At 63.6% G+C, this 14,567-nt stretch carries 18 protein-coding genes and 1 riboswitch; of the genes, 14 read left to right on the plus strand and 4 right to left on the minus strand.

Going from position 1 to position 14,567, the window contains the following annotated elements:
• From JQ629_RS04700 to JQ629_RS04740, 9 genes are all read left to right on the plus strand, one after another.
• Positions 1 to 642, plus strand: a complete 642-nt coding sequence (locus JQ629_RS04700; protein ID WP_249134822.1) for a c-type cytochrome — start codon at positions 1 to 3, stop codon at positions 640 to 642.
• Between the two features lie 79 nt (positions 643 to 721).
• Positions 722 to 1,045, plus strand: coding sequence for a sulfur oxidation c-type cytochrome SoxX (soxX, locus tag JQ629_RS04705; protein WP_212267552.1), 324 nt, complete (start codon positions 722 to 724; stop codon positions 1,043 to 1,045).
• A gap of 27 nt (positions 1,046 to 1,072) precedes the next feature.
• Positions 1,073 to 1,579, plus strand: a complete 507-nt coding sequence (soxY, locus tag JQ629_RS04710) for a thiosulfate oxidation carrier protein SoxY (RefSeq protein ID WP_212411516.1) — start codon at positions 1,073 to 1,075, stop codon at positions 1,577 to 1,579.
• Between the two features lie 27 nt (positions 1,580 to 1,606).
• Positions 1,607 to 1,918, plus strand: a complete 312-nt coding sequence (soxZ, locus tag JQ629_RS04715; RefSeq protein WP_212411518.1) for a thiosulfate oxidation carrier complex protein SoxZ — start codon at positions 1,607 to 1,609, stop codon at positions 1,916 to 1,918.
• On the plus strand, positions 1,915 to 2,778 hold the full coding sequence (soxA, locus tag JQ629_RS04720) for a sulfur oxidation c-type cytochrome SoxA (protein ID WP_212411520.1): 864 nt from the start codon (positions 1,915 to 1,917) through the stop codon (positions 2,776 to 2,778). The genes soxZ and soxA overlap by 4 nt, the downstream gene beginning before the upstream one ends.
• Complete coding sequence (locus JQ629_RS04725) at positions 2,775 to 3,083, plus strand: hypothetical protein (RefSeq protein ID WP_212267363.1); 309 nt, start codon at positions 2,775 to 2,777, stop codon at positions 3,081 to 3,083. Before soxA ends, JQ629_RS04725 begins: the two co-directional genes overlap by 4 nt.
• 28 nt (positions 3,084 to 3,111) lie before the next feature.
• Entirely contained in the window at positions 3,112 to 4,854 is a 1,743-nt protein-coding gene (soxB, locus tag JQ629_RS04730; protein WP_212411523.1) for a thiosulfohydrolase SoxB, read from the plus strand.
• Positions 4,851 to 5,312, plus strand: a complete 462-nt coding sequence (locus JQ629_RS04735; RefSeq protein WP_502752375.1) for a DsrE family protein — start codon at positions 4,851 to 4,853, stop codon at positions 5,310 to 5,312. Before soxB ends, JQ629_RS04735 begins: the two co-directional genes overlap by 4 nt.
• A 257-nt stretch (positions 5,313 to 5,569) precedes the next feature.
• The gene (locus tag JQ629_RS04740; protein ID WP_212267358.1) at positions 5,570 to 6,610 is read left to right on the plus strand and encodes an MBL fold metallo-hydrolase; all 1,041 of its coding nucleotides are present in this window, start codon (positions 5,570 to 5,572) and stop codon (positions 6,608 to 6,610) included.
• Positions 6,611 to 6,747: 137 nt separating this feature from the next.
• Here the strand turns inward: JQ629_RS04740 and JQ629_RS04745 are convergent, their stop codons facing one another.
• From JQ629_RS04745 to JQ629_RS04755, 3 genes are read right to left on the minus strand one after another with little or no spacing between them, the layout of a single operon-like run.
• Complete coding sequence (locus tag JQ629_RS04745) at positions 6,748 to 7,578, minus strand: ABC transporter substrate-binding protein (protein ID WP_212411525.1); 831 nt, start codon at positions 7,576 to 7,578, stop codon at positions 6,748 to 6,750.
• Positions 7,578 to 8,360 carry an ABC transporter ATP-binding protein gene (locus JQ629_RS04750; RefSeq protein ID WP_212411527.1) on the minus strand — a complete coding sequence of 261 codons (783 nt, stop codon included), beginning with the start codon at positions 8,358 to 8,360 and terminating at the stop codon, positions 7,578 to 7,580. Before JQ629_RS04750 ends, JQ629_RS04745 begins: the two co-directional genes overlap by 1 nt.
• The gene (locus JQ629_RS04755) at positions 8,357 to 9,400 is read right to left on the minus strand and encodes a FecCD family ABC transporter permease (protein WP_212411529.1); all 1,044 of its coding nucleotides are present in this window, start codon (positions 9,398 to 9,400) and stop codon (positions 8,357 to 8,359) included. Before JQ629_RS04755 ends, JQ629_RS04750 begins: the two co-directional genes overlap by 4 nt.
• 134 nt (positions 9,401 to 9,534) lie before the next feature.
• A riboswitch (cobalamin riboswitch) is annotated at positions 9,535 to 9,734 on the plus strand.
• Positions 9,735 to 9,848: 114 nt separating this feature from the next.
• Here JQ629_RS04755 and JQ629_RS04760 point away from each other — a divergent pair.
• From JQ629_RS04760 to JQ629_RS04775, 4 genes are all read left to right on the plus strand, one after another.
• Positions 9,849 to 12,131, plus strand: a complete 2,283-nt coding sequence (locus JQ629_RS04760; RefSeq protein ID WP_212411531.1) for a TonB-dependent receptor — start codon at positions 9,849 to 9,851, stop codon at positions 12,129 to 12,131.
• Positions 12,132 to 12,228: 97 nt separating this feature from the next.
• Positions 12,229 to 13,245 carry a DUF6925 family protein gene (locus JQ629_RS04765; protein WP_212411533.1) on the plus strand — a complete coding sequence of 339 codons (1,017 nt, stop codon included), beginning with the start codon at positions 12,229 to 12,231 and terminating at the stop codon, positions 13,243 to 13,245.
• A gap of 116 nt (positions 13,246 to 13,361) precedes the next feature.
• Positions 13,362 to 13,610 (plus strand): transcriptional regulator, encoded by a 249-nt coding sequence (locus tag JQ629_RS04770; protein WP_249128059.1) that lies wholly within the window; start codon positions 13,362 to 13,364, stop codon positions 13,608 to 13,610.
• The gene (locus JQ629_RS04775) at positions 13,607 to 13,894 is read left to right on the plus strand and encodes a hypothetical protein (RefSeq protein WP_249134823.1); all 288 of its coding nucleotides are present in this window, start codon (positions 13,607 to 13,609) and stop codon (positions 13,892 to 13,894) included. The genes JQ629_RS04770 and JQ629_RS04775 overlap by 4 nt, the downstream gene beginning before the upstream one ends.
• Positions 13,895 to 13,978: 84 nt before the next feature.
• On the opposite strand, the gene JQ629_RS04780 is transcribed toward JQ629_RS04775, so the two are convergent.
• Complete coding sequence (locus tag JQ629_RS04780) at positions 13,979 to 14,218, minus strand: hypothetical protein (protein ID WP_212267341.1); 240 nt, start codon at positions 14,216 to 14,218, stop codon at positions 13,979 to 13,981.
• Between the two features lie 159 nt (positions 14,219 to 14,377).
• Here JQ629_RS04780 and JQ629_RS04785 point away from each other — a divergent pair, with 159 nt between their 5' ends.
• Positions 14,378 to 14,533: a hypothetical protein gene (locus JQ629_RS04785; RefSeq protein WP_212411535.1), complete on the plus strand. Its 156-nt coding sequence runs from the start codon at positions 14,378 to 14,380 to the stop codon at positions 14,531 to 14,533.
• Positions 14,534 to 14,567 lie beyond the last annotated feature (34 nt).

Consider the following 14,567-nt stretch of genomic DNA (forward strand, 5'->3'; position numbering starts at 1 on the left):
ATGATCGCCGCCGCCGGCACCTGCGCTTACGCCGCCGAGCCCGGACATCCCGGATATTACGGCTATGGCGAGCGGGCGACGCCTGGGCAGATTGCCGGCTGGGATATCGATGCGCGCGGCGAGGATGGTGTGGGCCTGCCCGCGGGCCGCGGCGGCGTGATCAGGGGCGCGGAGGTCTATGCCGAGCAATGCGCGGCCTGCCATGGAACCTTCGGCGAAGGCGAGGGCCGGTTTCCCAAGCTCGTCGGCGGGGCCGGGACGCTCAGGGACGATCGGCCGGAGCTGACGGTTGGCAGCTACTGGCCGTTTGCGCCGACCCTGTGGGACTACATTAACCGCGCCATGCCGATGGCTGCACCGCACACATTGTCAGCCGATGACGTTTATGCTTTGACCGCCTATATTCTGAACCTGAACGACATCGTTCCCAGTGAATTTGTCGCCGACCGGGAAAGCTTGCCGAAAGTCAAAATGCCCAATCGCGACAATTTCCTCTGGACCGATCCGAGGCCCGATACGGCAGCGAAACCGTGCATGAACGCATGCGTTGACCCCGCCGGCGTCAAAATCGTGTCCACGGCGGAAGGCAAGAACCTGACGCCACGTACGACGGGTCCGCTCGACACGATGCAAGCAAAATAGAGTTGGCAAGCTTGAATAGAAATTACGGGAAACGTCCTTGAGCAACACACCTCAAAACAAGCTTGGGCTGATCGCGGCGATGGTGCTGGCGCTATCGATCGGCGCAGCCGCGAGCCCCGCTTCTGCCCAGTCCGCGGCGGCGGAAGGCCAGAAACTGGCCTTCGACCGCAGCAAGGGCAATTGCCTGACCTGCCACGCGATCAAGGGCGGCCAGTATCCCGGCACGCTCGGGCCGGAACTGGTCGACATCAAAAGCAAATACCCCAACCGCGACGAGCTCGTCGCCATTATCTACGACGAAACCAAGCGCAATCCGCTGACGGTGATGCCTCCGTTCGGACGAAACCGGATTTTGACCGACAAGGAAATCAGCGCGGTCGTGGATTTCCTGCAAACATTGTGACGGCGCGCCTTTCAGGAGAACTTTCGGATGACAAATACTGACAATGGATTTTCCGCCACGCGGCGCCTGATCCTGCAAGGCGCGGGCGCGGTGGCGCTGGTCGGCCTTGGCAGTTCTTTTGGCAATCTTCCCTTTGGCCTCGCGCCGGCGTTCGCGGCCGCCAACGACAAATATCCGGAAGAGGCGTTCAAGCAGAAGACCGAAGCCGACGCGATCAAGTCGCTCTACGGCAAGACCGCGGAGGCTTCCGACAAGGTGAAGATGGACGCGCCCGAGATCGCCGAGAACGGCGCGGTGGTGCCGGTATCGGTCACGACGACGCTCGCCGACGTGACCTCGATCTCGTTCCTGGTGGCTGAAAACCCGGTCGCTCTGGTGGCCTCCTACAAGATTCCGGCCGGCACGATGCCGAACGTTGCCAACCGCATCAAGATGGCGAAGACCAGCAACGTGATCGTTGTCGTCGAAGCCGGCGGCAAGCTCTACAGCGCCACCAAGGAAGTCAAAGTCACCGTCGGCGGCTGCGGCGGTTAAGACACAGATAATCGAAGGATCGAAACAATGGCATCGACCATTCGCGTGCGCGCCACCTCGTCCGGCGAGACCACCGAAGTGCAGGCGCTGATCCAGCACCCGATGGATTCCGGCTTCATCAAGGATTCCAAGGGCGAGCTCATTCCGCCGCATTTCATCCAGCAATTGACCTTCGAATATGACGGCAAGCCGGTATTCACAGCCGATTGGGGCGGCGGCGTCTCCAAGGATCCCTATGTCAAGTTCGCCTTCAAGGGCGGCAAGAAGGGCGACGAGCTGAAAGTGAGCTGGGTCGACAACAAGGGCGCCACCGACACGACAACGGCGAAGATTCAATGAAGCTGCGATCCACGATACAGTTCGCGGCGACGGCGTTCGCGCTGGCTCTGCTGGCGTTCGCCGCGCCGCCTGCGGTCTCCGCCGACAAGGTCGATCCGGTCGCCGACGAGAAAGCGTTCAAGAAATTCTTCTACGACAAATTCCCCAAGCTGAAGCCGGAGGATTTCGTCAACGGCCCCTATTCGATGGACGCGGACCTGTACAAGCAATGGCAGGACAAGGAACAGTTCCCGCCCTACGAGTTCTCGCTCGAACTGGGCAAGGAGATGTTTTCCAAGCCGTTCAAGAACGGCAAGACCTATGGCGACTGCTTCCCCAATCAGGGCATCGGCATCCGCCAGGACTATCCCACCTTCGACGAGAAAGAAGGCAAGGTCATCACGCTGGAGCTGGCGCTGAACCGTTGCCGCGAGGCCAATGGCGAGCCGGCGTTCTCCTATGTGCGGGACGAGATGGCGGCGCTGACCGCCTATATGGCCTTCACCTCGCGCGGCAAGCCGTTCAACATCAAGGTTCCGAACGACCCGCGCGCCCTGGCTGCTTATGAAAACGGCAAGGAGTATTTCTACACGCGGCGCGGCCAGCTCAATTTCTCCTGCGCCACCTGCCATGTGCAGAGTCCTGGCGAGAAGGTCCGCACCGAAGTGCTGGCGCCGGCGCTCGGCATTGTCAACGCGATGCCGATCTATCGCTCCGAATGGAACGGCATGGGCACGACGAGCCGGCGCTTCACCACCTGCAACAGCCAGATCCGCGGCGTGCCGCTGACGCCGCAGGACGATGAATACCGCAACGTTGAATACTACCTGTCCTATGTCAGCAACGGATTGCCGATATCAGGCCCGGGAGCGCGGCCATGAGGATCACGACACTCACATCGATCGCGGCGTTGCTGCTGCTTGGTGCGACCTCGGCGCTGGCCGCAGGCGAGGACGACTACAAGGCCGCCTACGCCGCGGCGGAAGCTGCCAACAAGCAGGCGGCTTCCTTGCGCAATCAATGGACCACGACGGCCTCGACGCTGGCGGCCGCCAAGAAGTTCGCCGATGGCGGCGATTTCGACAAGGCCACCGCGTCAGCCAAAGAAGCGGAAGCGCTGGCCAAAGCTTCGATCTTCCAGGCCACCAGCGAAAAGGAACGCTGGAGAGATTTGGAAATTCGTTGAGAGCGTTTTGCGACGCGCGGAGATTAGTATGCCGATCCGCCGCCGAGAATTTCTGACGCTAGCAGGCGCGGCTACCCTCGCAGGCGGCCTGCCGCGCCTCGCGCGCAGCGCCGACAGCGTCTACGACCTCGAACGCTTCGGCAATGCGCGCATCCTGCACATCACGGACACCCATGCGCAGCTCAAGCCGGTGTTTTTCCGCGAGCCCAGCGTCAATCTCGGCGTCGGCTCGATGCAGGGCAATCCGCCGCATCTGGTCGGCAAAGCATTTCTCGACCGCTTCGGCATCCGGCCCGACAGCGCCGACGCCTATGCCTTCACCTGCATCGAATTCGAAAAGGCCGCGCAGCGGTTCGGCAAGCTCGGCGGCTTCGCGCATCTGAAGACGCTGGTCGACCGCCTGCGCGGCGATGTCGGCGCCGGCCGCTCGCTGCTGCTCGACGGCGGCGATCTCTGGCAGGGCACGGGCCTTGCCAATGTCATGCAGGGCGCCGACATGGTCGCCGCCTCGAACCTGCTCGGCATCGACGCGATGACCGGCCATTGGGAATTCACCTATGGCGAGAAGGCGCTGCGCAGCAACCTCGAGCGCTTCAAGGGCGAGTTCCTGGCGCAAAACGTTTTCCTGACCGAGGAAGCCGCCTTCAACGACGCCAAGGCGTTCGATCCGGCCTCGGGCCGCGTGTTCAAGCCGAGCACGATCAAGGAGATCGGCGGCCGTCGGGTTGCCGTGATCGGACAGGCTTTTCCTTACGTGCCGATCGCGCACCCCAAGCGCTTCACGCCGGACTGGAAATTCGGCATCCGCGACGAAGAGCTGCAGAAGCTGATCGATGGCTTGCGCAACACCGACAAGGTCGATGCGGTCGTGTTGCTGTCGCATAACGGCATGGATGTCGATCTCAAGCTCGCCAGCCGCGTCACCGGCATCGATGTCATTCTGGGTGGCCACACCCACGACGCGGTGCCGCAGCCGATTGCGGTGACCAATCCGGGCGGCGTCACGCTGGTGACCAATGCCGGTTCGAACGGCAAGTTCCTTGCCGTGCTCGATCTCGACATCGGCAAGGGCAAGGTCGCGAACGTGCGCTACCGGCTGCTGCCGGTGTTCTCCGAACTGCTGAAGCCAGATCCGGCGATGCAGGGGCTGATCGACAAGACCCGCGCGCCGCATGCGGGCGACTGGGTCGACAAGATCGCTTCCGCCGATCGGCTGCTCTACCGCCGCGGCAATTTCAGCGGCAGCATGGATCAGTTGATCTGCGACGCACTGCGCGGCGAACTCGATGCCGAGATCGCGCTGTCGCCGGGTTTCCGCTGGGGCACCACGGCGCTGACCGGCCAGCCGCTCACGATGGAAGACGTGCTGGCGCAAACCGCGGTCACCTATCCCGAGACCTACGTCGTGACCATGACCGGCAGCCAGATCAAGGACGTGCTCGAAGACGTCTGCGACAACCTCTTCAACACCGATCCCTACTACCAGCAGGGCGGCGACATGGTCCGGCTCGGCGGCCTCGCCTATGCCTGCACGCCGGCGGAAAGCGTCGGCAAGCGAATCTCCGAACTGACGCTCGATAATGGCTATCAGCTGCAGGCCGCCAAGAGCTACAAGGTGGCGGGATGGGCCTCGGTCAACGAACAGACCGGCGCGCCGGTCTGGGACGTGGTGGCGAAGCATCTGAAGTCGGGCAAGCCGCCCAACCGCTCGGCCCCGGGCGTGACGCTGAAAGGCGTCGAAGGCAATCCGGGCATTTCGAAACAGGTATGACGGGCCTTATCACCACCCTGCGCATCATGACCGCGGCGCTGTTGATCGCAGCGACTGCACCGGTCGTGCGCGCCCAGCAGGCGCCGCTGCAGGACAAGCCGTTTGCCGAGCACAAGATCGTGCTGCAGCTTTCGGACAATGACCCGCGCAAGCAGGGCCTCGTGCTCAGCGTCGCCAGCAACCTGATGAAGCACTACGACCCCGACAAGGTCGCGATCGAAATCGTCGCGTTCGGCCCGGGCATCGAATTGCTGCGCCCGGAAAATCCCAACCGCAAAATGGTCGAGAGCCTGGTCGCCCAGGGCGCGCGGTTCGATATCTGCCTCAACACCGTCGACACGCTCGAACGCGAAAACGGCAAACGACCGGAGTTCATCGCGGCGGCGACGCCGGTGCAGGTTGGTGTCGCGCAGATTCTGTTCCTGACCGAGAATGGATATACGCTGGTCAGGCCGTGACTGTTTCCACCGTCATTGCGAGCGGAGCGAAGCAATCCACCTCTCCGCGCGGGGATAGATGGATTGCTTCGTCGCTTGCGCTACGTTGCGCAAACGCTTTGCGTTTGTCGCAGGCAATGACTGGAGAGCTGTGGCCGGCCCTGAGGAAGCAAGACTACCTCGAAAAAGCCGCGCACAGAGACGAAAGCCGTTTGAGGAGGCGGCCAAAATAGAATAATATCCTCCGCGAGACTCCAATAGCGAACGCGGCAGCGACCATGATTTTTCGTCAGCTCTTCGACAGCGTTTCGGGCACCTACAGTTACCTGCTGGCCAGCCGCGCCGGCGGCGAGGCGTTGATCCTCGATCCCGTGCTGGAAAAGGCCGACCGTTATTGCCAGCTGCTGCGCGAACTCGATCTGCGGCTGGTCAAGGCGGTCGACACCCATTTGCACGCCGACCACGTCACGGGCCTCGGCGAACTGCGCGATCGCACCCAGTGCATCACCATCATGGGCGAACAGAGCAAGGCCGACGTGGTGTCGATGCGCGTCTCCGACGGCGACAAGGTGATGATCGAAGGTTTGAGCCTGGATGCCCTGTACACGCCCGGCCACACCGATGATTCCTACAGCTATTTGATGGGCGACCGCGTCTTCACCGGCGACACGCTCTTGATCCGCGGCACCGGCCGCACCGATTTCCAAAACGGCAGCGCGCGGGCGCAGTATGATTCGATCTTCAACCGGCTGCTGAAGCTGCCGGATGAGACCATGGTATTCCCCGCCCATGACTATAAGGGCGACACGGTTTCGACCATCGGCGAGGAGAAGCGCTACAATCCGCGCCTGCAGGTCCGCGGCATCGACGAGTATGTCGAGTTGATGAACAATCTCAATCTGCCGAATCCAAAACTGATGGACGTGGTGCTGCCGGCCAACATGCATGTCGGCCTGCACCAGGACGATCTCGCCAAACAGGGCCTCGCACTGTCGGCGCGCGCCGCGATCGACAGTATCGGCAAGCCCGACATCCTGCTGGTCGATCTGCGCGAAGCCAGCGAGCGCGCCAAGCACGGCACGCTGTCGGGCGCGCTGCATGCGCCCTACCCCGGCATCGCCGAAAGCTTGGCGCCGGGCGGCATGCTGCGCGAAGTCGCGGCCGCGACCGGCCGCCGCGTGGTGTTCTTCTGCGCGTTCGGCGAACGCTCGGCGATGGCGGTGACCGCCGCCAAGAACGCCGGCCTTGCCAACACCGCCCATATTGAAGGCGGCATCGACGCCTGGAAGAAAGCCGGCGGCCCTGTGGTGATGGGGTAAGCGTTGCTGTCGTCCCTGCGAACGCAGGGACCCATACGCCGCGGCACCGATGATGGAAGGCAGTGGCCGACGCCTTGCTTAGGTTACAGCGACCTGTGGTTATGGGTCCCTGCGTTCGCAGGGACGACGGAAGTACTTCACCGTCCCACCCGCTTCAATTCCGCCGTCAACACGTCCAGCGCTTCCGCCAGCATCACGCCGCCGCATTCGGTCAGCCGTTCCGGAATCACGATACGTTTTTCCGGCGGATAGAACCGCGCGAGCGCCGGATGCAACAGAAAAGCCTGGCCGTCGTCGCGCGCGAAATCGCCGGCCTGCGACACCAGCAGCAAATCCGGTTTCTGGCTCACGATCGCCTCGAGCGAGGCGAAGCCGCCAAAGTTGAAGCCGAGATCGCCGGCCGTGTTGAACAGCCCGGTCTCCGCCAGCAGCGAGCCGACAAAGCTGTCGCTGCCGGCCACCCAGCCGCGCCGCGACAGCGGCAGCACCCGATAGTGTTTTGCGGCGACAGCCTGGCGCGCCCGCGCCAACGCCGCATCGAGCAACGCGATCTGCGCCGCCGCGCGATCGGGGTGGCCGACGATGTCACCGAACTCGCGAATCTGGTCCTTCACCTCGGGCAGCGTTCGCGGCACCGGGAGTTCGGCGAGACGCAGCCCATGCGCTTTGAGCAATTCCCGCGTCGAACGCTTGTCGTACAGATTGGCGACGACGATGTCGGGCTTCAGCACCATCACGTCTTCCGCGCCGCCCGACAGTTTTGGATAGCGGGCGACGTCACCGGCCACCCAGGCATCGCGCGAATAACGCGAAAGCCCCAGGATCTGTTCGGGATCGGCCAGCGACAGCAGCAATTGATCGCTACAGACGTTCATCGACACGATGCGCGGCAGCTTGGCGGCCAGCGCCGCCCCGCCCGGCATCGCCAGCGCGGCAACCGCCAGCAGCACGCCAAGCCGGCCGCGCATCACAGATCCGCCCACGGCACGATCACGGCCTCGCGCTGGTATTCGGCGCGGTAGGCGCTGATCCGGAACACGTCGGCTATCACCTGCTCCGACAGCGCTTCCACCGGTGCGCCCTGCGACACCAGCCGGCCCTCCTTCAGAACCAGCACATGATCGGCGAATCGTGCGGCCAGGCCGAGGTCGTGCGTCACCACGATGACCAGCACGCCCTTGTCGGCGGTGGCGCGCAGATTCTTCATCACGTCGATCTGGTGGCGCGGATCGAGCGAGGCGGTCGGCTCGTCGGCCAATATCACCGGCGCTTCGACCGCCAGCACGCGCGCCAGCGCGACGCGGCTGCGCTCACCGCCGGACAGTTCGGTGACGCGGCGTTCGCTGAACTCCACCACATCGACCGCCTGCATCGCGCGCAGTACCGCTTCGGCATCCCTTGGCGACAGCCGCGCCGGATCGGTCGCGCCGTGTGGATAGCGGCCGAGCGCCACGATGTCGCGCGCCGGCAGTGGCCAGTGCACGATGTGGCCCTGCGGCAGATAGGCAAAGCGTTTTGCGCGTTCACGCAGCGACAGATCGGCCAGCGCATCGCCGCCGATATGGACACTGCCTGAGGACAGCAGCAGCCCCGACAGCGCCCGCAGCAGCGTGGTTTTGCCGGCGCCGTTCGGCCCGACCAAGGCGACCAGATGACCCGCGGTCAGCGACAGCGAGACATCGCTGAGCACATGGCGGCCGGCCAATGTCACGTTCACGCCCTGCGCCGTGAGAAGCGTTGCTTCGCTCATGCGACACCTCCCCCGAGCGCGCGGCGTTCGCGCGCGATCAGATAGAGGAAGAACGGCACGCCAATGATCGAGGTCAGCACGCCGACCTTGATGTCGCTGGTCGAGGGAATGATCCGCACCGCGATGTCGGCGGCGAGCAGCAGCGCCGAGCCTGCCAGCGCACTCGGCACCAGCAGCCGCGCCGGATCGTGGCCGATCAAGGGCCGCATCAGATGCGGCGCGACGAGGCCGATGAAGCCGATGGTGCCGGTGACCGCAACCGCGCCGCCGACCCCAAGCGCTACGCCGGTGATCACGATCAGCCGCAGGCGCCCGACATCGACGCCGAGGCTCTGCGCGGTTTCCTCACCGAGGCTGAGCGCGCGAAAGGAATGGCGCTGGCTGAACAGGATGATGCCACCGGCAACGATGAACGGCAGCGCCAGCATCACGTGCTGAAAACTGCGATCCTCCAGCGATCCGAGCAGCCAGAACGCGATCTCCAGCACCACGAAGGGATTGCTGGAGAGGTTCATCACGAGCGCGGTGGCGGCGCCCGCCAGACTCGAAATCGCAAGGCCCGCCAGGATCAGGATCAGCAGCCCGGCATTGCGGCCGGCGATCGTCAGCAGCACGAACACCGATCCGAACGCGGCCACGATCGCCACCACAGGCAGCGCATAGGAGCGCACATCTGCCCAGCCCAGCGCGATCACCAGCACCGCGCCGAAGGCGGCCGATTGCGGCGCGCCGAACAGCGAGGGCGAGGCCAGCGGATTGCGCAGCAGGCCCTGCAGCGACGCGCCTGACATGCCCAGGATGGCGCCGATCGCCAGCGCCAGGATGGTCCGCGGCAGGCGGATTTCCCGCACGATCACCTGCGACACATCGCTGCCGCCGCCGAGGAGAGCTTCCATCACCGCCAGCGGCGACAGCCGCACCGGCCCGATGCCGAGCGAGATCAGCACCAACAGCCCGACGAGGCCGGCAAGCGCGGCCGTCACGCCAATCCGGCGCCGTGCGGCCTCCTCGTTTGCAGCAATGATGGTCTCAACACTCATCGATCGTCCCCGAACGGTCAGCCCGTACCGCACTACGCGTTCGAACGGTACTGCTCATGCGACATAAAAGACGCACTCGTCCAGTGAGGATCGCAGGCGAGGCCTGATGGGATTGACTCTATCTTTGACAAACTTCTACCATAATTTTCGACGGTTCCCGTTTTGGGGATCAAAAGGGAATGCGGTGCGGGGACAGTCCCCCAATTCCGCGGCTGCCCCCGCAACTGTAAGCGGTGAATCTTTCGTCCTACGCCACTGGGATTCTCGGTCCTGGGAAGGCGACGAAAGGTAACGACCCGCAAGCCAGGAGACCTGCCGTCAGCCGTGGTCACACGCGAAGATGTCGGTCGGGGAGTACAGGCATTAGTTTCACCAGAGCTGCTTACAGCACGATGGTGGGACTTGGTTCGCTGTGACGTGCCACTGACGTCATACCGAGGCCTGAACCATGTCTTCCACCACCACTGCCGCCAAGCGGTGCCGCCGTCTTTTGCTGGCGTCCAGCTTTCTGGCACCGATCATGGCGCTCGGCATTTCCGGCGCGCAGGCCCAGCAGACCGCCGCGGCCGCCGATCAATTGCCGGCGATCGAGGTCAACCCGCCCGGCGACCAGAACCGGACCCGCGCCAAGCCTGCTTCAGATCAGGGCTCGGGCACACGCCGCGTCGTCGCGCCGAATCCGAGACCGTCAAGCAATCGGAACCCTGCGCCGGGGACCGGCTCGAACGTCGCGTCGCAAGGCGATGGCCCGGGCGGCGGCGGAGCGCCCGTCCGGCAATTCGCCGGCATCGTCGGCACATCGGCGACCGTCATCACGGCTGAAGAAATCGCGCATTCACCCGCGCAGACCTTGCAGGAAATCATCGCGCAAACACCGGGCGTGCAGCTCACCAGCCTGTATGGCGGCGTCAACGGCGCGAAGACCAGCGTCGATCTGCGCGGATTCGGCGCGTTTGCGACCTCCAACACCCTCGTGCTCATCAACGGCCGCAGGCTCAATGACGTCGACATGGCCGGTGTCGATTTTTCCACCATCCCGCGCGATTCGATCGAGCGCATTGAAATCACCCGCGGCAACAGCGGCGCGGTGCTGTACGGCGACAATGCGGTCGGCGGCGTCATCAACATCGTGCTTAAAAACGGCGTCGGCGGTCCGCCGGTCGCGATCCGCGGCGAAGCCGGCGTCGGGTCCTTCAACCAGCGCATGGCCTCGGTCTCGGCCGCGACCAATTTCGGTCCGTGGTCGACGTCGTTCTACGGCAACGCCATCAAGTCCGACGGCTACCGCGTCAACAACGCGCTCGACCAGCGCAACGGGGTCGGCAACCTCAATTACACCACGCCCGGCCTTACAGCGTTCCTGACCCTGTCCGGCGACGACCAGAAGCTGGGTTTCCCGGGCGGCCGTCTCGTCGATCCCTCGATTGGCCTCGATGAACTCGCCACCAACCGGCGCGGCGCCGCCACGCCGTTTGACTACGGCAACCAGCAGGGCGCCAACGCCACCGCAGGGTTCACCAAGACGCTGATGAACGGCGTCGATCTGATCGTCGACGGCGGCGTGAGAGACAAGAAGCAGCAGGCCGCCTTCTTCAATCCCTTCGGTAACAGCTACGTCGACGCCCACCTGCAGACCTGGTCGATCACGCCGCGATTGAGCATCAAGCATGTGCTGTTCGGGATGCCCTCACAGATTTTGACCGGCATCGATTATTACGACGCGACCTTCCACCAGGAACGTCCGACGGACCGGGGCTTGCCGCCGATCCATACCTATGATTTGCAGCAACAAACCTTGGCCGGCTACTTCCAGCAAACCATCGGGCTGTTGCCGACCACCGATTTCTCGTACGGGGCCCGCGTGCAACAAACCACGTTGAAAGCCAGGGACATCGTCAACAACGATCCGAATTGCGCCTTTTTCTTTACCTGCGCGGCGCAAAACCTGCCTCTCGACAGCCGGGAAGGCCAATACGCGCTGCATGTCGGCCTCGAACATCGCTTCAACAATATCGTCTCGGTATTCGGCCGGGCCGCCCGCGCGTTCCGCACGCCGAATGTCGACGAGAGATTGTCCTCCGGACCCTCCTTCGATCCTGTCTTCTTCACCCCAATTCCCGGCACCTTCCAGCTGAAAACCCAGACCTCGCACGACGTCGAAGGCGGCTTCCGCATCAAGTCGGGCGGATTCCAGATGCAATCGAGCATCTACAACATGGACCTCGAGAACGAGATCCATTTCGTCCCCGCGCTGTTCTACAACGTCAACCTCGATCCGACCCGCCGTTACGGCTCGGAAACCAGCGCCTCGCTTCGCATCAGCGACAGCGTGCTGCTGCGGGGCGGCGTGGCCTACACCCGGGCGGTGTTCCGTGAAGGGCAGTTCGCCGGCAATGACGTTCCGCTGGTGTCCCGCTACACCGCCAGTGGCGGCGTGACTTGGAATATCTGGCAGAACTATCTGGTTGCGGACGCCACGGTGCGCGGCTGGAGCGAGCGCTACATGGACAACGACCAGAAAAATACCCAGCGCCGCATCCCGGCCGATGCAACCATCGACTTCAAGCTGAGCGGGGCCTATCAGCACTTCTTCTGGTCGGTAAGCGTCAACAACGTGCTCAACGCGCTATACTACGACTATGCGATCGCAAGCTCGTTCACCGACGGCCGCTTCAGCGCCTATCCGCTGCCGGGCCGGACCTACATGGTGAAGGCCGGCGCGACGTTCTGAGCCCGGACGCCGGTCCGGGGCCCGCTCCGGACCGGCTTGTCCTGACCTGACAAGCCAGTATTCTCTTTGGCCCCGAGGGTTAAGGGAATGCTGGTTGATGCATGATGTTTCCGCCGTCGCGGCGACCGATCTGTTGCAGCGGGAAATCGCCGATCCCGACACGCAATGGAGCCTCGGCACGTTCGGCGCCATCGCCGAATTCGCACGCGACCGCGACGAGCCGGTGCGGCTGACGCAATCGATCGAGGCCGTTGCAGCCGTGACGCCGCGCGGCGGCATGGCGCTGAAACCGGGCGGCAACAGCCGGCCGTTCGCCTCCGAGAGCATCACCAAATCAGGCTGGAGCCATCGGATCGCGCTGTGCCTGCCGTCAGGCGATTGTGCGATGAACGGCCGCAACGCGCTGACGGAAATCGGCGCCGATCACGAGGCGCTGCGGCCGGAGGACCGAGAGTCCTTCCTGTTCGATCTCGGCCTCGGTGCGCTGCAGGCGGATTTCTGCGTGCGCGTCGGCGACCCCTATCTCGCCGCGCGGCTGCGCGAACTCTGCGGCCGCGCCGTCTTCGAACACGACAATCCCGCGATGGGGATGATCCTTGGCGCGAACCCCCATCGCGTCTTCATCAGCCGGCTCGGCCGCATCGAGGTCTATCAGCCGATCCCGCCGCCCTCGGGCAAGAGCCCGGAAGGGCCCCACACGCATGTGCTGCCAAGACTGCTGAAAAGCGGCCGGACCCATGCAGCCACCGAGCCGGTTCCCGAAGGCTGGATCCCCTGCGCGCACATCTATCCGCCGCATCCGTTGCGTGACGGAATGGGCGAAGCCCGGCCGTTCGACCGGGCACATCACCAGCGTTTTCAACGTATCCTGGCGGCGTGCGGCGATCCCGAAACGCTGGCGATCAAGCAGCGCGTCGTCGATGCGGTGCTGGCGGGGGAACCGCCGGTGGCGATCGCCGGTGACCGTCACGGCCGCGCCGGCATCCGCATCGCGCTGCGCCAGGTCAAAGCCGAAGGTCAGGCGTCAACGACATTGGCAGCCTGGCTGGCCACTTTCGACCAGAGCGGTCCTGAAGACGGCGATGACCTCGCCGCTCTTCACCATGAGGGCTGAATCAACGCGATAACGGGGGCGTTTTCGACCCAAATTCGCCCCCTCAGCGGCGCAATCCATGGTATTACCGCCGAAACACCGCCCGACGGCATGCGTCGCGGTTCCAGAGGTATATGATGAACGACGAACCGAAGAGTCCGGCCGAAATGAAAGAGATTCGGCTGCACCGCAAGCGTACCCAGGAGGTCGAGGGCATCAAGGCGATGGCCGAGATCGCGGCCTCCGACATTGCGATTCGCAAGCGGACTGAAAAGCTGCGCGCGCTGCGGCTGGCCAAGGAAGCTGAAGACCTTGCCAATCCGCCCGAACCGAAGGCCAAGCCCAAAGCGAAAGCCAAAGTGGCGAAGAAGGCTGACGTAAAATGAGCAAAGATGATCGCGACCGCGCCCAGGCGCGTCTGGATAAAACCACCCGCGCAGCCCAGGACGCGCGGTCCGGCAAGGCCGACCGCGATGCGGCCTCGAGGGCCATGCTCGACAATATGGCGAAGCTGAAGGCGTTGCGGCTTGCCCGCGAGGCCGCCGCACCTCCGGCTCCCGTCAAGGCAAAGAAGGCAGCGGCCAAATCGAAGAAGCCGGGCGAGAAGCGCCCGACCCCGGCATTGGGCGATTGGCTGGCGAGCCAGCAAAGCGGCGGACGACGGACTTGAGATCGAAGACCCTGAGCTGAGCTCCTTGAGCTCAGCCTTGAAGTCCAGTCTTGAAGTTCAGTTTAAAAATTCGGTCTTGCAGCGTTACGCCGGTGGCCAATGGATCATCGAGCGCGTCTTGGTCTCGGCGTCATAGACCTGCACTTGCAGCATCTGGAATTTGTTCTTGAGCGCCGTGCCCGCCTCTTCGGCGGCTTCGACCGTGTCGTGGTGCGATTTGAAGTGACCATCCACGACAAGCGAATATCCATTGGTCGGCGCCTTGTCGGCGCGAATGATCTTGCGCGGCTGCTGTTCTTCGGTCTCGATGCGAGGCTTCTTCATTTTGGCTCCGTGTGATTGCCCCGTTTGAAGCAATATCGGCAAAAAGGGCAAGGAAAATTCGTGTTGCTGCCGCTAGTATAATGCGCAAAGTCGGTCGTATTACGGTGAATGCGTCAATTCGTCCGGATAAAGCCGGTTGAGCCGGCAAAAAGGCGCGATATGGGCGGAAACGGCAAAAAGAGCGAGCCTCCCAGGCAGGACAACGACAAGCCCGTGAAGCCGAAAAGCCCGCCTGTCGAGGACGACGATTACGAGGATGGCGACATCGCCACGCCCAAGCACGACCGCCACGGCACTGACGACGAGCCGTTGTAGGCCTCAGTCGCAAATGCTTGTCGTCGTCCCGGCG

This window comes from Bradyrhizobium sp. AUGA SZCCT0222 (assembly GCF_018130205.1).
GTDB lineage: Bacteria > Pseudomonadota > Alphaproteobacteria > Rhizobiales > Xanthobacteraceae > Bradyrhizobium.